A 21151-nucleotide genomic window follows, 5' to 3' on the forward strand; every position below is an offset into this window, starting at 1 on the left:
ATTATAATATAATTAAATAGAAATTATACAGAAATTTTTATGACTATGAAAATATTACCTAAAGAACAAGCTACTACTAAAAACAAAGACGGTGTTCTAATTAAAAAAGAAACAAACTCTAATCCAAAAGGTATAAAATTAATACAACAATTATCAGGTAAGAGTACATCAAATATGTCTACCGATGAAATAATGAAATTAACTAGATCATGATTTTAGTCGATAGCAATATAATACTAGATATTATAACTTTTGATAATAATTGGTATGAGTGGTCTTCAAATAAAATTAAATTACTTTCGCAATTTCATGAACTTATAATTAATGATATTATTTATACTGAAATATCAATTGGGTTCAAAAGAATAGAAGAGTTAGAAGCTACAATAACTGAAAACTTTTTTAAACTTACCCCCCTGTCTACAGAAGCATTGTTTTTAGCAGGCAAAGCCTTTCAAAAATATAAATTGAACGGTGGTATTAAAAATTCAATGTTACCGGATTTTTTTATTGGTGCTCATGCGAGTATATTGAAGATAGATTTGTTAACAAGAGATGTAAACCGATATAAAACGTATTTTCCGAAAATAAATCTTATTACTCCTAATTATTCTTGACTAAATCCTTCTGATAATCTAAATTTACGTTGTTAATTTATGGCGGGTGTAGCTCAGTTGGTTAGAGCATCAGGTTGTGGTTCTGAGGGTCGCGGGTTCGAATCCCGTCACTCGCCCCATATTTTGGGATTGTTATGTGGTTACCAAATCGTCATTGCGAGGAAAATTACATAGTAATTTGACGAAGCAATCCAGTAAAAAAATACTAAAGTTAGTACTTTTTTATTATTTTTCTAGATTGCCACGTCGCTTCGCTCCTCGCAATGATGATTTGATATCCAACAACGCCTACTGTCGCATAGCTCATAACATTTTTTTCTTATGGATATCAAACTTTTATATAGACTGATTAAGTATCTAAAGTTCTATAAAAAAGACTTGATCATCGTTATGATTTCTTTACTTAGCGTATCAGCTTCATTATTACTAATCGGTAGTGTTTTTAGAAATTTAGTTGATAACGGCTTAAGCCAAGACCATATTTTATCGGTTGATAAATCTATATTATATATTTGTTTATTAATTATCATCTTAAGTATTGCTAGTTTTTTCCGTTCATATTTTATCAATAATGTTGCTGAAAAGGCAGTTAATCAAATAAGAAAAGAAGCTTATAGTAATTTAATTAATTATGAAATTGAAGAGTTTGAAGAACTAAAAATCGGCGATATAATTTCGCGCCTAACAAATGATATAGATCAAATATCTACTCTCATAGTTAATTTCTTATCTTTTTTCATTCGCAATTCGGTGATGCTAATTGGCGGCGTTACTTTAATGTTTTTTGAAAGCTTTAAACTCGCTTCTATAGTAATTATTACAATTCCTATTTTATTAATTCCTTTAATTAAATTTGGCAAACATGTTAAGGCTTTATCTAAAAAAGCTCTAGAATCTAAATCACTTTTAGCATCGGATATTGATGAAACTTTTAATAATATTAGAGCTATTTATGCTTTTAACAATCAAACAAATAAAATTACCGATTTTGATACTAAACTACAAAACTATTTAACATACTGCAAAACCCGTTTAAAAATTCGTGCTTTATTCTTTGCGATTTCAATAGCAATTATATTTCTTGCAATTACTTTAGTTGTTTGGATTGGAGCTTCGGATATAGTTAAAGGGAATTTATCTGCCGGTCAAATTATCTCGTTTATTTATTATGCTATTATTGCCGGCTTTAGTAGCGGCGGTATTTTTTAACTATTAAGTGAAATAAATCTACCACTCGCCGCACTAGAGCGAATAATTACAATTATAGATAAGACTCCTATAACACATAATAGTTATTTAGAATTAAATAATTCCGATCCAATCTCGATAGAATTTAAAAATGTCGATTTTACCTATCATTCAAGACCTAATTTAAGGATTATTAATAATATGTCTTTGAAGATAAATGCCGATAAATTTATCGGTATTGTAGGCAGATCAGGCGGAGGCAAAAGTACCTTGATGCAGTTACTGCTGCGTTTTTACCGGCAAGAAAGCGGCACTATCCTTATTAACAATCAAGATATAACTCTTTCAAATCCTGCTGAAATTCGTAAATTAATTGCCTATGTTCCCCAAGAAGCTAACATTTTTTCCGGCACTGTAAGGTCCAATATTATATTCGGTAATACGCAAGCAAGCGACTACGAAATAAATGAGATAATAAAAATTACGGGAATAGAAGAATTTGCTGCTAAACTTCATGACGGTATCAATGCTAAAATCGGTGAGAGAGGAGTTAGATTATCAGGAGGACAAAAACAAAGGATAGCGATTGCTAGAGCATTACTTCGCAAGCCACAAATTTTGCTTCTTGACGAAGCAATGAGTGCTTTAGATACTATGAGCGAGCAGAAATTACTAGAATCTATAAAAGAAATAATGAAAGGGAAAATTATTATATCAATTGCCCATCGGATTAGTAGTATAGAATCAGCTGATTATATTTTAGTGATAGATAAAGGAGAAGTAGCGGCTAGCGGATCACATAATGATTTATCTAAAAACTCAGAAATCTATCGTAATATTTGCAGAGAGCAGTTAACAGTATAAAGGGGGGATGTCATTGCCTGCGTGGGTACCACCCCGTCATTGCGAGAAGAATTACAAGGTAATTCGACGAAGCAATCTCAGGAGTTTGTTATTACTTCATGAGATTGCCACGCTCCTTTCAGTCGCTCGCAATGACGGATAAACTGGTCTACTCAACAATACCTCACAAGAATGACAATAAAGTAGATAATTGATATATTTGTTACAATAAAAGCTCCGTAGTATAAAAAAATTTAAATATTAAATATAATTTAGCTTGAAAGCTGCCGTGGCTTTGTTATAATCGTAATTACAAAACAAAAAAGGTTTACAAAATGAAAAATTTATTAAAGATTTTATTAATTCTAGCTTTCGCAAGCCCAGTATTTGCTTCATCAATGCAAATGCCTGACCCAGCTTCAGTTACAACAACCCAAATACAAGCTATGAGTACTGACGATCAACAAGCTTGGGTTGCTAGTTTAACAGCAGATCAGTATAATATGCTAAGTCCTGATGTCCAAAAGTGGGTAATGGAAAATACTACCGATGCTCAAAAACAAGCTTTAGGAATTAATCAGTAATATTTTAATTGATTTTTAAAATCGATAGGGGCCTGTTAACAAAATAATTCTAATTGATAATTAAAAAGAATTTTTAGCGAAAATTAATAAGATTTTTGAAAGAATAGTTAATACTATTTCAAAAAAGTTTTATAATTTAAGCAAAAGTAAACTTAATTAGCTTTAAAATTTATTTTGTTAATAGTCCCATATGTTAGGAATAATTATTCTTAACATATATCACTAAAAGTTTCTGCTTTCACTTCCTTTCAGTCTTCCTGTTATCGTGTCATGTATATACTCATTGATAAATAAAAATTGCTAGACGAGTATAAATATTCATTTATTCTTTCTTTAGTAAAATAATACTGTGTCATCCTCTCAAAAGCACATGGGGGCAACTTAAGGCTCTATGTCATTCCCGCATAGGCGGGAATCCAGCATAAAGCGAGATTACCTTCGCTTTTTAAAAAATATAATAAAAAATCTTTAAAATTAAAGATTTTTAGCATGGATCCCTGCTTTCGCAGGGATGACACCTATACGCTTTTGCAGGAATGACATCGTCAACGTAACCTAAAACTAACAATTACTTATGAAATTACTTATTACTGTAATCATCATGGAAATACTCGCTGGAGCGGAAATAGATTTATTCGTTCCAAGCTTCCCTGAAATACAAGATACATTCAACCTTTCAACTTTTATGACGGAACTACTACTCGGTGTAAATCTAACCGCTTATTGTATTACTTCGCTTATAGTCGGTAATTTAGGAGATAGGTACGGACGCAGACCGATTATTATACTCGGTTTACTGATTTTTAATCTTGGTAGTTTATTTTGTGTATTTGCAAATAATTATGAAGCTATATTATTTGGAAGATTTTTGCAAGGATGCGGGATATCATCGGTTGCAGTGCTAGTATATGTTGTTCTTGCCGATATTTATTCAGTACAAGAGCAGCAAAGATTAATGGGCATTTTAAACGGCACTATTGCCCTTTCTATGGCAATAGCACCGGTTATAGGTAGCTACGTCAATTTATTTTGGGGCTGGCGTGGTAATTTTGTTTTATTGCTTATAGTAGGTTTGATTAGTCTAATTCTTGGTATATTATTTATTCCGAAAAGAAAAGTTAATAAAAAAATACGTATTACCTTAAAAGAATATATACCTATCTTCAAATCGCCAAAAGCTATATATTATATACTTACAATGATATTTCTTGCACAAGGATATTGGATATTTATTGGGATTGCTCCTATTTTATATATGCAAGATTTAGGTGTAACTTTAGAATATTTCGGACTTTATCAAGGAGCAATGGCGGCTCTATTCTCAATTATGAGCTTTTCAAGCGGTTATTGCTTTAAAAAATTCGGCATTAGAAATTGCTTCTATTTTGGAGTTATGTTTATAATACTATTCCTACTAGGAAATAGTATATTAGTTATATATAATATTAATAATCCTTTAACTATAACAATAGTTACTTTATTATTATCTCTTGGCGTGATATATCCGATTAACATATTATGGCCGTTGCTTTTAGAAGCTATTCCGGACGGTAAAGCTCGTATGACGGCTATGTTTACTGCGGCTAGATTGATTTTAACGGCATTTGGGCTGCAATTAGTAGGTTTTTTATATAACGGTACTTTTACCCCTCTTGGCATTACTATATCCATTGTTACGCTATTTGGGTTAATAACATTACCTAAATTATTTAAGTACGATAAAGTCTTTGAGATTTCTGATAGAGTGTAGAGGTCTTTGTTTCGTCATTGCGAGCGACTGCAAGGAGCGTGGCAATCTCAGGAAATAAAGGTCGTGCCTCCGTATTGCAGTTTAGAGTAAATAGTCTATAATCCTCAAACAGTAATAAGAGAGAATTATAGTTAAGGAGTTATGGCAAAAATAGATGTTAAGTGTAGATATTGTAACAACACAGAAGAAGTAATAAAGTCAGGATATTCAATTTCAAAACAACAGAGATATCAATGCAAGCGGTGTAATCGATATTTTCAATTGGAGTATATTAATAATGCATCTAAGCCTGGAGTTAAGGAGCAAATAGTAGAAATGTCAATCAACGGCTCTGGAGTTAGAGATACAGTAAGAGTATTAAAAGTGGGTATCAATACAGTTATCCGTGTTTTAAAAAAATCTAGTATTAAAAACAATAAATCATTCTATCAGTACAACAAAAGTAATTATTGCTCCTGAGATAGATGAACAATGGTCTTATGTACAGAATAAATCCAGACAACGATGGCTTTGGTATGCCTTGGATAAGATTTCGTTAAAAGTAGTTGCTTATACGTTTGGTACAAGATGTGATAGCACATTAGAATCATTACTGAAAAAACTAGAGAATTTCAAGGTGACTTTTTACTATACAGATGGATGGGGGAGTTATGCTAGGTTATTAGACCCTAAAAAGCATATTATCAGTAAAAAATACACTCAACGGATAGAACGAAGTAACTTGAACCTTAGAACGAGATGCAAGAGGCTTGCACGTAAGACAATCTGCTTTTCCAAGTCATTGGATATTCATGATAAGGTTATTGGTACTCTTATTGAACGTATAGCTTTTTAATAGGCGTAACTGCAATATGGAGGCATGACCGAAATAAAAACTAGATTGCAACAATGCTTCGCTCCTCGCAATGACGATATAGATATAAGAACAAATAAAAAAATGATCAATAACAATTTTATTTTCAAGATAGCTTTCAGATATTTTAGAGCTAAGAAAAACGAAAAATTTGTTTCTATTATTTCTGCCTTTTCTTTAGTAGGCGTAATGATCGGCGTTGCAGCATTGATAGTAGTTATGTCTGTTATGAACGGTTTTCATATAGAGCTTACTAAAAATATTATCGGCTTAAATGGGGATATAGTAATAAATCGGCAAGGCGGTAGTATTGATAACTATGAAGAAATTAAAGCTAAACTCCTAAAACAAGATTATGTAAAGCATGTAACATTCATCGCTCACGGTCAAGCTTTGGCTCTTGGTAAAAGTAATAATAGCGGCGTGCTTGTTAAAGGTATGAAATTAAAGGATCTAAGTTTAAGAAATGAAATTTTTAAAAATGTAAATTTCGGTAGTTTTGATGATTTTCACGGCAAAAACGTAATAGCACTCGGAGAACAATTAGCAAGTAATTTAGGCGTAACAATTGGGGATAAGATTAGATTAATTTCACCAAATTCAGTTTCTACCGCCTTTGGCAGTATGCCAAGATCAAAAGAATTTAAAATTATCGCAATTTTCAATAGCGGTATGTATGATTATGATTTGACAACGATATTAATGCCGCTTACCGCAGCACAAAATTTCTTATCTCTCGGCGACAATATTAATTTAATCGAAATTAACAGTCTAGACCCCGATAAAGCTCTTGCATATTCATATAAAATACAATCATTATTAGGTCCAAACCTATACGTATTTAATTGGCAAACCTTAAATTCACAGTTTTTAAGTGCCCTTGCTGTCGAGCGTACGGCTATGTTTACTATTCTATCTTTAATTATTACGGTTGCTGCATTTAATATTATTTCAAGCTTATTTATGCTTGTTAAAGATAAAACTTCAGATATTGCAATTCTTAGAACTATGGGAGCAAGCACTAAGCAAATAATGCTTATTTTTATCTATAACGGAATGTTTATAGGATTACTTGGCACAACGCTAGGTGTAATCCTTGGTGTTACTTTCTCTTATAATATTCAAACTATCAAGAATTATTTGGAGCGTATAACCGGTACTAAAATTTTCGAGGCAGCTATTTATTTTCTTTATAGTTTACCTTCAAAAGTAAGAGCTGAGGATATTATTTTAATTACCTCTTTATCTATAATATTGTGTTTTCTTGCGACAATTTATCCTTCTTATAGAGCCTCAAAATTAAATCCCGTGGATGCCCTAAGATATGAATAATACAGTCCTCATTCTAAAAAATATCTCAAAACATTACAGCCAAGGCAAAACTATTGTTAGGGTACTTGATGATCTTAATTTAACGGTTAATGAGGGTGAATTAATCGCTATAATAGGTTCTTCAGGTAGCGGCAAATCAACTTTACTGCATATTGCCGGCTTGCTTGATAAACCTACAAATGGTCAAGTCATCATACCAAATAGCAAGTATCAAAAATATCATCTCATTCGTCTTCATTATTTAGGTTTTATCTATCAACAACATCACTTACTTAAAGATTTTACCGCTCTTGAAAATGTTATTATGCCAAGACTTATTAGCGGTCTTGATCAAAAAGAAGCAATAGAAGATGCGAGCAAAATATTAGATGATTTAGGACTTGGAAAAAAACTCTATAATATGCCCGGAGAATTATCGGGCGGAGAACAACAACGGATCGCTATAGCTCGGAGCTTAATTAATAAGCCAAAAATTATTTTAGCAGATGAGCCGACAGGTAATTTAGATCCCAAAACTACAAATGAAGTATTTAATTTATTTTTAAAAGTAGCAAGAGAACAAAACACCGCAGTTATTATGGTAACACATAACCATGAGTTAGCACATAAAATGGATAAATTATATAAGCTAAAGCACGGATTATTAAATATAGCTTGATTTGAAGCCCAAAAATTCTGATAATTAAATTATATTAATGCTATTTATTTAATAAAGGTTAGTAATGGCTGAGCCTATTATATTTACTCTTTTACTTGGCAATAAAGATCAGATATTAGAAAGAATAAACAATCAGGAAGCTCAAAATAAACTACCTATTATCCCGCTTCAAGTTAATAAAGAATCACATATATCCGATAAAGAACGTATTTTTTCGGAAATCTTAGAAAAATCCCACAAAGAGGGCAAAACACCGATTTTTAACATTCAACTTAACAATAATGATGTAAAACCAATTTTTCGGGTACAAGATTTAATTAATTCGCAAAATTTAAATATAAAAACTACTATTACTTTTGATCAATATAATTCATTAACCCAAAATCCTGAGCTGGAAGCTTATTGGAAGCAAATTATGGAAAAAGTTGATCATGTTTTTTTCACAAATGAAACAGATCAAAATTTAGCTATAGCCGATGGTATAGTACAAAAAGATAAAACCACTACAATTACGGATATAAGTTTAGTAACATCTGTTTTTAACAATCTTGTATATGATCGTGAAATTGACCAGTTGCTCTCCGGTACGATACCTGACAAAGCAAAATTAGATAAACTAATAAAAACAGCTAAAAATCAAGGTGGTAGAGTAATTATAGAAACTTGGCCTCTTTCTGCAGACGAAGCAACAAATCTTATCACTGCTAAATTCGGTATTAGCTCTGAAGCTCAAATTTACGGATTGAAACTTGAAATTAATGAAATCTTAAAAGATCCAAATAATGCTGCTGAAAACTTTAAAAAATATGTATCACAAATATCTAGGCAATTTCAAAAAGATTTAGGTAAAGCTGAGGTAAACCCTATTTACTTTAATTTTAATACAAAGAAAGTTATGAAAGATAGAGCTGAGGATATACAAAAAGAACAAACAACACCATATGAACCTCTACAAGAAAACCAACCACAACAGCAAGGTTTTTTTAGAAGAGTTTTTAACTATTTTAAAGATATAGTAACTAGTTTTAAAGAAAAAATATTCGGCAAAAAAGAAGAACCTAAAACTCAAGAATCAACAACTCCAACTACGGAAGCAATGACGCAAGAACAGCAAGTAGTTGCTGTCCCTTCTATAACTCAACCGGAGCAACAAGCTTCTGTGAGTAATACAAAACCATGGGAAGAACTAGGAATTACACAAAAAATGTATGAAGCATCTCTGCAAGCAGAAAAACAATTAATTAAATCGCTAATAGAGCCAAAAATACCTGAAAAAAAATCATCACCGGTTATAAATACTGAAGATACTGAAGCTCAAGCCGGTATTTATAATACAGAAAATATAAAACAACCTGAGTATTTATACACTGAAGATGATATAAAAAATATACTGGAAGCAAATATAGATAAGAATAAATTCTCTATATTTCATCACGCCTCTTTAGAAGAGCCAGAAATACTAAAAGATACTCTTAATGCTACAGGAGAGGGGTTACTATTAGATAACAAATCTGCAATTATACCACTAAATACAGGACATAAACATTGGTTACTCTTAACGGCTAGTAAAGATGATAAAGGTAATATAAACTTTATTTATAATGACCCCTATGGTGAGCCATTGAAATCTCGTCCAAAAGTAACAGAATATATTAACGAAGTTTATCCCGGTGCAAAAATAATAGATCTAAACACCAAACAACAAGAAAACGCTTATGATTGCGGAGTTTTCGTATGCGATAGTGCAATAAAATTTTCTAAAGGTCAAAAAATTCTAACTACTGAAGAATCTAAAGGACAAGGTATAAATTTAAGAAAGGCTCAAGCTAATACACTATTAATGCAACAGCAAGCACAAGAAATCGTGAGACCGTTAAAAACAAATTCTGTACAGCAATCAAGTAATAAATTTCAAGAATTAGTGAAGAATCAAAAAACAACTGATCACTCTAGACGACTCTAATATACTCTTATAAGAATAAGTAGTATACTTGATACAACTTTAAAAAGAGTAATCGGTTCAAAGTCCTCGGAGCGGAGCATATACTTAATATGTGAGTACCACAGCTCTTGTAGAACGACGTAGCCAATTTTTGAAATTCTACCTGAGTACACAAAAAAACATTAGGCAAAATTTCTAATTCCTAATATAATTATTTATAGTTAATTTATATTTAACAAGAATGACTACCATACTTGTGATCGTTATTATAATAATGATCGCCTTATCAGCTTTATTTGCTGCTACCGAAACTGCTATTACCGCCTCCTCGCCGGGGAAAATTCATAAGCTTAAAATCGCCGGTAATAAGCGTGCTAAAACAGTTTTAGAGGTTCTTAAGAAAAAAGAAAAAGTCATAGGAACTTTATTAATAGGTAATAGTTTAATCAATACGGTTTGTACCACTATTGCTACTACTCTCTTTATTAGCTTTCTCGGTGATAACGGACCAATAGTCGCTTCCGGCGTTATGGCTTTTATAATTATTGTTTTTGCCGAAGTAGTACCGAAAGCAATAGCCGTTGCTAAGCCTGAACAATTAGCATTAAAAATGGCTTCAACTATCGTAATATTTTTAAAGCTTTTCAAACCTATTAATATTGCTCTTGATTACATTACAAAAATATTTTGCTTCATATTTCGTATTAATTTAAATCCTCAAATATCAGGAACGGAAGAAGTAAGAGGCGTGATTGAGCATTACCATCAAGAAGGCGGAGTTTATAAATCCGATCGTAATATGCTCGGCGGAATATTAGATATACGTAATATGACGGTATCGGAAATTATGACTCACAGAAGTAGTATTATAGCCCTTAATATCGACCTACCTCATGAAGTGATAATTAAAACTTTATTATCGGGGGCTCATACACGTATACCTTTGTGGCAAGATAATAGAGATAATATAATAGGGATTCTCAATCTAAAAGATTTGCTTAAAGCATTATACGAAAATAATAATGATGCAAAAAAAGTTGATATTAATAAACTTCTAACTCCACCTTGGTTTATCCCTGAGAACGCACTTGTAGTAGATCAGTTACATGCCTTTAGAGAGCGTAATAATCATTTTGCTTGTGTTGTAGATGAATATGGCGATTTACAGGGAATTATTACTCTTGAAGATGTTATAGAAGAAATCGTAGGACCTATTACCGATGAACATGATAGGCTTAATAATGAAATTATCAAGAAGTCTAATACCGAGTTCATTATAAAAGGCACTACGACTATTAGAGATATTAACCGAGAACTTGATTGGAATTTATCGGATGAGGATGCAAATACTATAGCGGGGTTAATAATCCATAAAATTGCTAGAATTCCAAATCAAGGAGAAGTAATTGAAATATTTAACTTTAAAATAATAATTTTAAAGAAAATTGCCAATAAGATTGATAGCGTAAAAATTACCGTATTACCTACTACCGAGGAAACAATAAGCAGTGAGTGAAATCGGTAATTTTTTACTGCTAACAACGATGTGCTTAAGCGGGATGTCGATTGTTTTTGGCTTATTAACGCGTCATTGCAAGCGACTAAAAGGAGCGTGGCAATCTCATGAAGTAATACAAAAACTCCTGAGATTGCCGCGTCGACACTTCGTGCCTCCTCGCAATGACAATATTATCAATTTTTCTTTCTATGCAAGTGCCTTATGCCCCGTACTCGCTTTCTTTACCCTAATATATGCTTTTATCACTTCTGACTTTTCACTACAAAATGTTTTCTTAAATTCTAGCACCTTAAAGCCGTTAATATATAAAATAGCCGGTAGTTGGTCGAGCCACGAAGGCTCAATGTTATTATGGTTTTGTTTATTACAAATCGTTAGTTGCTGTTATATATTTTTACTTAAAGATAACCGGCTTAAATTTTCATCTATTATTATTCTATCAGCCATACAACTATTTTTTAGTAGTTTTATTTACTTTACCTCCAATCCTTTTAACGTGTTTTCTTTCGCTCCTAAAGAGGGGCTTGGACTAAACCCGATGCTCCAAGATATTGCTTTGAGCATCCATCCTCCTCTGCTTTATTTAGGCTATGTCAGCTATGTAGTGCCTTTTACTATTGTTTGTGCCGCTATGTTATTCCATTCCTCTTCTATGTCATTCCTGCGAAAGCAGGAATCCATTAATGACATACGCTTTCTCAAAACATTTTCCAATATCGGTATCTTATTTACTACTATCGGCATTAGCCTAGGTTCTTGGTGGGCCTATAGAGAACTCGGCTGGGGTGGATTTTGGTTTTTCGATCCGGTAGAAAATATTTCACTATTTCCTTGGTTATCCGGAATTATGCTACATCATTCTATAATTGTAACAACAAAAACCGGACGTATGCAAAGCTGGACTATGGTTTTATCACTTACTACTTTTCTGTTAGTCGTATTCAGCACTTTTTTAGTACGTTCCGGTTTTATTACCTCAATTCACTCTTTTGCATTCTCACCTGAGAGAGGAATATACTTACTTGGGATATTTTTGATTATGGGGATTGGTAGTACTTCGTTGTATACTACCACGTCATTGCGAGGAGGTGCATCAGCATCGACGAAGCAATCTCAGGAAACTGACCGAGATTGCCACAGCCACTTTCGTGGCTTCACAATGACTGGTATAACCCTCGGCAACATCTTCTTCCTCCTTAGCCTTATTGTGCTAATAGCTGCCACACTTTACCCGCCAATTTATTCTTTATTTGACGATAAACCTATTATTATCGGTGAAACATTTTTTGTTAATAATTTTATTATATTCGTTATCCCTATTCTTTGTACTATAGGATTATTTACTACTAAAAGCTCTATTAAAAAACATATTATAATTCTAATATTATCTCTAATAATTACTTATTTTATCTCGTTAAAAGTAACATTTAGTGTTATATCGATTTTAACTATAATCGCATCTATATTTTTGATGCTTCATAATGTTTATTATCTTTTGATTAAAACTAATTATTTTAGAAATAGGCTTAAAGCAAGTACTGCTAGTATGACCTTAGGGCATTTTGGTTTTGCACTAATTGCTTTCAGTATTACTATGAATGCACTATTACAAAGTGAAATGGATTTTACTGGTAAAATAGGGGCAAGCAAAACATTTAACGAATTTAAAATAACATTGCAAAATATTAAGTTCGCTCAAGGTAAAAATTATTATAGACAAATCGCTGAATTTTGGCTGGAGGATAATAGCCGTAATATAACTATATTAAAGCCGGAAAATAGGCTTTATATAGTTGAGAAGAGCTTATCGCAAGAAAGTGATATATATTCTTACTTATCATATGATCTTTATGCAGTTTTAAGTAATATAGACGGCGATATAATTCATGCTAAAATATATTATAAGCCAATGATGAGCTTTATTTGGCTTGGAATTATTCTTACCGCTTTCGGCTTTTTTATTGCACTAATCAGAAAAAATTCTAGCTAATTTGAACCATCACATTTAAGGTTTAAAATTTTAATACTATTCGGATGATCAGCTCCGAATTTTTCTATCTGATTATTACGAAATTTTTCATACCAAAATTTCTTAGGTAAAGCACAACTAGCTTTAGCGGCTGCAAGATACATATTACTTATTTCATACACATTTTTCATATTTTCTTTATAGTTATTCCAATATATATTTTCAGCAGCAGCATAAGCATCTACCGCCTCCTCATTTTGATTAAGTAACACTAGTGCATCCCCTTCAGCAACGAACGTTTTTGCTAAATCTATATCCGGTGATATAATAATCTCTTTATTAGGTCTAGTTGGATCATTAAAGAAAATTGCTTTAGCTTTTTTGGCATATTCTAGAGCTTCGGTAACATCACCGAGTCCTAGCTTTGCTCTTGACTTTTGGGTAAAAATTCGTCCAAATACTTGATTTTCCTCTTTTTTACTCGATTTATTCATATCATATACTTGTTCTAATAAAGAAAGAGCTTCATGATGTTTCTTAAGATTATTTAAACATCTACTTTAATGAGATATGAACCGGTAAGAAATAAATCTTGAGGTTTCATGCCGTTTTCAATACAAGCATTTATAGTATCGTCAATTCTTCTTAATGCTTCATAATTTTTACCTTGAATATTAAACAATTTAGATTTTGCATAATATATAGGGTCGTGCCTCCGTATTGCAGTTTAGAGTAAATAGTCTATAATCCTCAAACAGTAATAAGAGAGAATTATAGTTAAGGAGTTATGGCAAAAATAGATGTTAAGTGTAGATATTGTAACAACACAGAAGAAGTAATAAAGTCAGGATATTCAATTTCAAAACAACAGAGATATCAATGCAAGCGGTGTAATCGATATTTTCAATTGGAGTATATTAATAATGCATCTAAGCCTGGAGTTAAGGAGCAAATAGTAGAAATGTCAATCAACGGCTCTGGAGTTAGAGATACAGTAAGAGTATTAAAAGTGGGTATCAATACAGTTATCCGTGTTTTAAAAAAATCTAGTATTAAAAACAATAAATCATTCTATCAGTACAACAGAAGTAATTATTGCTCCTGAGATAGATGAACAATGGTCTTATGTACAGAATAAATCCAGACAACGATGGCTTTGGTATGCCTTGGATAAGATTTCGTTAAAAGTAGTTGCTTATACGTTTGGTACAAGATGTGATAGCACATTAGAATCATTACTGAAAAAACTAGAGAATTTCAAGGTGACTTTTTACTATACAGATGGATGGGGGAGTTATGCTAGGTTATTAGACCCTAAAAAGCATATTATCAGTAAAAAATACACTCAACGGATAGAACGAAGTAACTTGAACCTTAGAACGAGATGCAAGAGGCTTGCACGTAAGACAATCTGCTTTTCCAAGTCATTGGATATTCATGATAAGGTTATTGGTACTCTTATTGAACGTATAGCTTTTTAATAGGCGTAACTGCAATATGGAGGCATGACCCAAATTTAGAAAGCTGATAAATATCATCATCTAGACTATTCTTATCTTCAGTAATAGAATTTAATAATTCTTTTGAAAAACTTTGATTATTAAGCAGTGCTATCTCATCTAGTAATCTTTTGGCACTAGGATTTAATTCATTGCTAACAAGTTTTATATTTAGCTCAATTTTATCCTTAGAGGCTTTTATCTTTTTCTTATATTCCTCTAAGTTCAAACCTTGTACTTGATTTAATATTTGTACTCCTTGAACTACGAGAATCGGATATCCTCCAACTTCTTGAGTCAAAAAATTTATTAATTCCGGATTTTTATTTTCCAATATATTTTTTGCAAGTAATGCAGTTTCCGACTTAGTGAAAGCATTTGCTTTGATTATATTAGATAATAATTCATCATCTTGAGAACAAACTATAATATTACCGTTATATTCCCAATTAATAAAATCTTCTATTTTCTTATTCTCGCCTATTTTTAAATTATCAAATACCAACAACCATTTATCTTTACTTGCTAGATAAGCTATTAAATCTTTCCTCATCACTGCCATATCTTCTGAAATCACCGGTGATTTTACCTCAATATTAATAGCTTTAGATAATTTGAGTAATTGCTGCTCTATATTTAGATTACAATCAATAAACCAAATTATGTTATAGTTATCTTTATTTTCATAAGCGTACATCCTAGCAAGCTGGGTTTTACCCATACCGCTTACCCCTACTACACTAGATTGCTTGTATTTATTAAGATTTTCTTTTAGCTTTTCCAATTGCAATACATGATTTATAAAATAGCTAACCGGTACAACTAAATTAGATATTTGACTTTGAGCAAATATAGTTCCGCTTATTAGAAGCACAATAATCCCTAATATATATTTTTTCATAATATTTATTAATTTTAAATTTCTAGCTGTAAAGCTTTATATCTTTTCGACTAAAAGTCAATAAAAATTTGATGTTAATGAAGATATTGCACTGGGTGAAAAATTAGGTGATGTCATTCTCGCGTAGCATTGTTGCATGGCTCGATTTCACCACTGTCATCCCGTGGCTTGACCTATAGTACCGGACAATTTTTATTCTATGTCATTTCGCGTGACATTGTTGCGTGGACCTGCTTTTCCGTCATTGCGAGGAAATTACGTAGTAATTGACGAAGCAATCCAGTTAAAAATTCTGATTTACAGAATTTTTTTAATTATTTTCGAGATTGCAACAATGCTTCGCTCCTCGCAATGACGACTCAGTATTCATGCAACAAGACCTGTAGGCAGGAAGAAAGAATAAAAAAAAGCCCCCTTTTTTCAAAGAGAGCTTTTTTCTTTAGAAAGTTATAAACTTACTAATCGGGAGCGATTAGAAGTTTACACGTACTTTTAAAGTACCTTGATGTGCAGTATACTTACTTGCAGCATTGAAATCATAACCGATTCCGTATTCCATCTTAGCATCAGGTCTTATGCTTGCACTTAAACCTACATTGTAAGATGTTTTAGCAGTTCTGTCAGGCTGGCTGATGAACGGAGTAACTTGTCCATCTAACTGAGACTGAGTTTTAGATAATCTACCATTTACTTTGTGAACTACAAAAGCGTGAGCTTCCGGATATACCGCAAGATCAGTTATATTCATAGTACCACCGGCTACTTTAGCACCTACTATTAAATCGGTTCTATCGCTAAACTTGCTGTTAACTTGCTTGTTTGCAACTGTTGTACCGGTTTCTTTGTAGTTTTCGTCAGAAGACTTTAAGTAGCTAAGTCCTGCCATTGGAGTTACTAACACACCTTGCATTGCGTTGTAATCATAACCGACCATTAAGTTACCACCGAATGTCATGTTATCGTAATTACCGGTAGCAATTTGCTTATTCATCTTACCATTAGCATCGAAGAAGTAACGCTGACTTTTGTTCTTCACTTGGTTTAAGCTAAATATTGCACTACCTTGAGCAAAGAAGTTCTCAACAAGCTGCTGGGCACCATATAGAGAGAATGAGAAACCGTTAACGTCGGTTTTATCACCTTTCTTATAATCCTGGTGTTTTATATCGGTTTTAGTAATACCGATAGCAGCACCGATCATTAAGTTATCGTTAGCTAGCGTATCTAAACCTATTACGACACCGATGGTTTTAGCTTTATAACCAGCTAAATCGCCTTTCTTACTTTGATGTGCATCAGTATAGAAAGGTTTTGCCCATATACCGTAAGCTACATTGTCAACAGCTTCGTCACCTGCAGCAACCGCAGCCGGTATTGCTCCAGCTTCAGGCCCAGCCATTTCAGTAGTTTCAGGAGTACCTAAATATCTAAGAGCACCTAATCTGTTACCAAGTTGAGCTTGGATGTCTTTTGCTACATCTAATTGTGCATTAGTTACGGCTGCACTTGTATCGGTAGTAATAGCTCCGACAAAGTTAGCAGAATCAGCACTATTTTTAGCTAAAAGAAGATTATTATACGCCGCAGTATTAGTTGAATTTACGAATGTCGTAACGTTCTGACCTACACCCGGTGCACTTGCAAATGGGCTATTTGCGATATCATTAGTAACTACTTTTGCTGCATCGTTAGTACGTGTTATTACATAATCTTGGTTAGCAGCACGTATTAAACCGTAATTTACGAAACGATTACTTCCGGTTACAGCAAAGTTAGGACCTCCTAAAGTACCGTTAAATCTAGCACCACCTTGGATTAAAGTATAAGTTTGTGTACCGCTGAAATTTGCATTGGCATTATCTTGTACATTAATAGTTGTTGTTCCCGTAGTTGTTGCATTAACTTGAGCATTTTCTGCAATAACGATGTGACCTATATTACCGTTTGCTACTGTTAAAGTAGTTTCAATAGAAGTATTGCTTCCCCATGTTGAAGTACCGCTTGCAAATGTTAAGGTATTTGTAAGAAGATCGATTTCACCGTTAATAGCAGTAGTACCGCCGCCTAAAATTACGTTAGAATTTAAAACACCTAAGCCATAAGTACCAAAGTCTGTGACTTGTGAATAAATATTTCCTTGTAATCCTGCACCATCATCACTACCTGTAAATTTAACAGAAGCTACAGGAGTATCTGAACTACCTATATTACCGACTAATGCACTACCTAAGTAAGTTACAGTACCGTTATTAGCTTTAGTAGTAACAATCATACTTGTAGAATCAGAAAATGTACCGTCAACAAATCTTACATTAGCGTTACCGTTAACACTTCCAAGGGTAATTTTACCGTCGAAATCTGTTCCGGCTACACCACCTGTAGTAACAGTTACACCATCATTAATTGTTGCGTTAGTTGCGATAATACTACCTAAGTTGTTATAGTCTGTAGTAAACGTTACTTGCTTTAACTTCGGACTACCATTCTCTATACCTAAGCCATAAATTGTACCAGGGGTGTTAGGAATACCACCGCTAAGTGTGACAGTACCTTGATTATTGTTTACACTACCGATACCTGCGTATAATGTAGTAGCATTAACAGTAATACTGTTATCACTTGCAAGTCCAAGACCTACGATATTATCCTGTTCACCGATTACTTGACCGTCAGCGATTACGCTATCAACACCTGAAACAATTACTTTAGGAACATCAAAACCACCTGTAGCTGTTTCATTACCTACTGTACTTTTAATTTCTAAACCGTCTAATGGGATACCGCCAGGTAAGAATAAAGCTGCACCTAAACTTGCATTTTCAAAAGAAATTGTATCAGCCACCACACCATGGTCATTACCTGCATTACCTATCTCATTAATCACTACGTTACCGCGACCGGAAACTGTTATTTGTTTTAAATCAGTAACAGGTCTAGCTTGTTTGTTTAATGTTACGGTAATAGGAGTGGTGTTAACAAATTCTACTATACCGCTACCGTCAACAGATGCGACAAAGTCCGCAGTATAGTTACCGCCGATTTGTAAGATAGAGTTATTTTCAATTGTAGTTTCACCGTTAAATATTGCATTACCTAAGAACTTAGCAGTAGTACCGATGTCTAATTCTACAGTATTAAACTTATTACCTTGCTGTCCACCGACTGTACCACTTACTATATTTGTTCCACCAGCAGTAAAGCTGAACGTACCAACGTTAGGAGTAGCAGTAGTAATATTAGTAGCATATAAATTAACACCTTTACCGACATTTAATGTTGTGTCTACAGCTGCCCCAGCTGGAGCTCCAAAATTAATCTCTGCAAGTGGGTTTGCAGCACTACCTAAATTTGTACCGGCTGCAAGAGTCGTATTATCATTTACAACAGGATTAAATATTATTTTACCTTGACCGGCAGCATTGGTAGTTTTTGTTATTAAGTAAGTATTGTGAGCGAATTGTACTGAACCGTTATTTCCAATAACTAACTCATTAATAGCAACATCACCACTATTTAAAGCTGTTTTACTTGAGCCGATATTAAATTGTCCAAGAGTTTTATTATTAGCTGCAATAGTACCAATATTACCGCTAATAGTTAAAGTTTGAGCATTTGTTAAGCTACTCGCATCAACAACACCTTTTTGATCTGCATTTATAAATAAATCAAAACCAACTAAAATATTATTTTGAGTACTTGTTAACTTAACAGTACCGCCATTCGCTTGGAAATCAATTGTTCCACCGGCATTAGCACCGATAATATTTGCTCCGCCAAGTGTTAATGTTTTTGAAGCATCGTCAGCTAAAGTAATACCTTGTAACGCAGCATTACCACCACCGTTACCTATATCACCGGTAATTGTAGCACTTCCATCTAACTGAATAGCACCATTTGCAAGAGCAGCATTACCGACAAGAACAGTTTGGTTAACGTTACCATTGATAATTGTACCATCAGCAAGCTTAAACTGAGAATCAGCGTTTCCTAAACGTAATTCAGCAGTATGTGTTCCTGATAATTGGACAACTCCGACCCCTGCTGCTTCGATTGCTGTAATTTTATTTGTTACAGCAACATTTGCATCAGCATTACCGCTTGCTAAAGTACCGTTAGCAGCAAAAGTTATCACACCCGCAGTATTACCGTTATTGCTAGCATCACCTTTGAAGTCACCTGTAAGAACCTTAGTATCAGGAACTGTAATTTGTGATGCAGTATTACCGAAATCAACGGCACCAAAGTTCGAGTTCTGGGTTATTGCAACTGTAGTAGCTGCTGTTTTAAATGCAGTAGTACCGTCCGTACCAACATCAACTATGTGTCCAAAATTTACTTGTCCGCCTGCATTAGTACTTTGTATAACCATGTCTTTAGCATACACTTGTCCAGCGACTGTTGCTGCATTACCGTTAGCTACGCTAACAACAAATCCTGCAGCTCTACCTGCTCCATTATTAGTACCTATTACTGCATTAGCAGGACCTGCATTAGCTATAAGTTGACCGGCTACTGCAGTAGTATTAAATTCGATAATACCTTTTAGATTACCGCCTAAACTTCCTGTAACATTAAAGTCAGTAGCACCGCCATCAGCAGCATTACTTAATAATACTAATCTACCGGTACCATCTGTTCCGTTAAAATTAATAGTAGCACCGCCTACTTGTAAATTTAAAGCATTACCGTTAGTAGCATCAGTATTAAAAATGAAACCTTGGCCGTCACCGATATTAATTGTCTTAATAGTAGCAAAAGTTTTATCTGAAACTTGAATAAATCCATTAGTAACATTTAATGTACCGTTAGCACCATTAGCTATTACAGCATCATCTCCAAGTATAAGAGGAGCTTTTTGAGTTGTAGGGTTTGTTAAATTAAATACTAATGTAGAAGCCGCAGCATCAAAATCTATTATTCCTACACCGCTAAGATCATTATTGGCAATAGCATTACCACCATTAACTTGTGCAACAACATTTTGAGCATTTTTTGTAGCAGCAGCTTGTGCAGCAGTAATACCTTGTCCTGTTATGGTAAGAGTTTTACCGGCATCAAGAGTAAAATTAAAGAAGTTAGCATTATTAGCAGCATTAGTGATAAATCCTAAAGTAGTATCTTCACTAACTGTCACTGCTAAATTGTTTGCAGTATCTAAAAACAAACCGTTAAAACTACCTGGTGGAGTATTAAAATTAATACCATTATTAGCATTAGCCGTAATAACTGCATTTGGAGCAACTGCAAGATTCGCATGAGCAGTAGTTTGATCAAATCCCGCACCGTCAACAGTTGTAGCAGCTCCAGCTGTTGTTCTATTCTGCTGTGTAGCAGCACCCATAGCTGAGCCTGCGAAGCCGGCTACTATGGTAGCTGTAGAAGCAGTTACCAATCCTGCGGAAATTAATTTTTTTAGAAAATTTGGTTTTTGAGCCATAATTTTTTTCCTATATTTAAGTTAAAATTTAGTACCTAGTATTAAAACAAACTTATCAA

General features: G+C 33.4%; 15 protein-coding genes, 1 tRNA gene and 1 pseudogene. 13 read left to right on the forward strand and 4 right to left on the reverse strand.

The window, feature by feature from the left end:
- The first annotated feature begins 45 nt into the window (after positions 1 to 45).
- The 12 genes and pseudogenes from ACNFN7_RS01940 to ACNFN7_RS01995 all read left to right on the forward strand — a co-directional run bounded on the left by ACNFN7_RS01940 (position 46) and on the right by ACNFN7_RS01995 (position 13276).
- The gene (locus ACNFN7_RS01940) at positions 46 to 213 is read left to right on the forward strand and encodes a hypothetical protein (protein ID WP_485440613.1); all 168 of its coding nucleotides are present in this window, start codon (positions 46 to 48) and stop codon (positions 211 to 213) included.
- Entirely contained in the window at positions 210 to 617 is a 408-nt protein-coding gene (locus ACNFN7_RS01945) for a type II toxin-antitoxin system VapC family toxin (RefSeq protein WP_485440614.1), read from the forward strand. The genes ACNFN7_RS01940 and ACNFN7_RS01945 overlap by 4 nt, the downstream gene beginning before the upstream one ends.
- Positions 618 to 659: 42 nt before the next feature.
- Positions 660 to 736: transfer RNA gene (locus tag ACNFN7_RS01950), tRNA-His, on the forward strand.
- Between the two features lie 202 nt (positions 737 to 938).
- Positions 939 to 2669: pseudogene (locus tag ACNFN7_RS01955) on the forward strand (ABC transporter ATP-binding protein).
- Positions 2670 to 2983: 314 nt separating this feature from the next.
- Positions 2984 to 3232: a DUF2673 domain-containing protein gene (locus ACNFN7_RS01960; protein WP_011270565.1), complete on the forward strand. Its 249-nt coding sequence runs from the start codon at positions 2984 to 2986 to the stop codon at positions 3230 to 3232.
- Positions 3233 to 3806: 574 nt separating this feature from the next.
- Complete coding sequence (locus ACNFN7_RS01965; protein ID WP_485440615.1) at positions 3807 to 4982, forward strand: multidrug effflux MFS transporter; 1176 nt, start codon at positions 3807 to 3809, stop codon at positions 4980 to 4982.
- A 141-nt stretch (positions 4983 to 5123) separates the two neighbouring features.
- Positions 5124 to 5817 (forward strand): IS1 family transposase gene (locus ACNFN7_RS01970; RefSeq protein WP_485440526.1). Its coding sequence is split into 2 segments (ribosomal slippage): positions 5124 to 5410 and positions 5409 to 5817, totalling 696 coding nucleotides; the frame shifts between segments, so codons are not numbered across the junction.
- Positions 5818 to 5919: 102 nt separating this feature from the next.
- A complete protein-coding gene (locus ACNFN7_RS01975; protein WP_485440870.1) occupies positions 5920 to 7167 on the forward strand; it encodes a lipoprotein-releasing ABC transporter permease subunit in 1248 nt (415 codons plus the stop codon).
- Positions 7160 to 7825, forward strand: coding sequence for an ABC transporter ATP-binding protein (locus tag ACNFN7_RS01980; RefSeq protein ID WP_485440616.1), 666 nt, complete (start codon positions 7160 to 7162; stop codon positions 7823 to 7825). The genes ACNFN7_RS01975 and ACNFN7_RS01980 overlap by 8 nt, the downstream gene beginning before the upstream one ends.
- Positions 7826 to 7889: 64 nt before the next feature.
- Positions 7890 to 9788 carry a Ulp1 family isopeptidase gene (locus tag ACNFN7_RS01985; RefSeq protein ID WP_485440617.1) on the forward strand — a complete coding sequence of 633 codons (1899 nt, stop codon included), beginning with the start codon at positions 7890 to 7892 and terminating at the stop codon, positions 9786 to 9788.
- Positions 9789 to 10008: 220 nt separating this feature from the next.
- A complete protein-coding gene (locus tag ACNFN7_RS01990; protein WP_011270560.1) occupies positions 10009 to 11283 on the forward strand; it encodes an HlyC/CorC family transporter in 1275 nt (424 codons plus the stop codon).
- Between the two features lie 151 nt (positions 11284 to 11434).
- Positions 11435 to 13276, forward strand: coding sequence for a heme lyase CcmF/NrfE family subunit (locus tag ACNFN7_RS01995; protein ID WP_485440871.1), 1842 nt, complete (start codon positions 11435 to 11437; stop codon positions 13274 to 13276).
- Here the strand turns inward: ACNFN7_RS01995 and ACNFN7_RS02000 are convergent.
- The gene (locus ACNFN7_RS02000) at positions 13273 to 13749 is read right to left on the reverse strand and encodes a hypothetical protein (RefSeq protein ID WP_485440618.1); all 477 of its coding nucleotides are present in this window, start codon (positions 13747 to 13749) and stop codon (positions 13273 to 13275) included. The genes ACNFN7_RS01995 and ACNFN7_RS02000 overlap by 4 nt on opposite strands.
- Positions 13750 to 13802: 53 nt before the next feature.
- Positions 13803 to 13937 (reverse strand): hypothetical protein, encoded by a 135-nt coding sequence (locus tag ACNFN7_RS02005; protein WP_485440619.1) that lies wholly within the window; start codon positions 13935 to 13937, stop codon positions 13803 to 13805.
- 105 nt (positions 13938 to 14042) lie between these two features.
- Here ACNFN7_RS02005 and ACNFN7_RS02010 point away from each other — a divergent pair.
- Positions 14043 to 14736 (forward strand): IS1 family transposase gene (locus ACNFN7_RS02010; RefSeq protein WP_485440620.1). Its coding sequence is split into 2 segments (ribosomal slippage): positions 14043 to 14300 and positions 14302 to 14736, totalling 693 coding nucleotides; the frame shifts between segments, so codons are not numbered across the junction.
- Here ACNFN7_RS02010 and ACNFN7_RS02015 read toward each other — a convergent pair.
- Together ACNFN7_RS02015 and ompB are read right to left on the reverse strand one after the other, a co-directional pair.
- Positions 14714 to 15655 carry a hypothetical protein gene (locus ACNFN7_RS02015; RefSeq protein ID WP_485440621.1) on the reverse strand — a complete coding sequence of 314 codons (942 nt, stop codon included), beginning with the start codon at positions 15653 to 15655 and terminating at the stop codon, positions 14714 to 14716. The genes ACNFN7_RS02010 and ACNFN7_RS02015 overlap by 23 nt on opposite strands.
- Positions 15656 to 16127: 472 nt before the next feature.
- A complete protein-coding gene (gene ompB, locus ACNFN7_RS02020) occupies positions 16128 to 21092 on the reverse strand; it encodes an outer membrane protein OmpB (protein WP_485440622.1) in 4965 nt (1654 codons plus the stop codon).
- Positions 21093 to 21151 lie beyond the last annotated feature (59 nt).

It is taken from the genome of Rickettsia sp. MAE-05 (assembly GCF_057319745.1).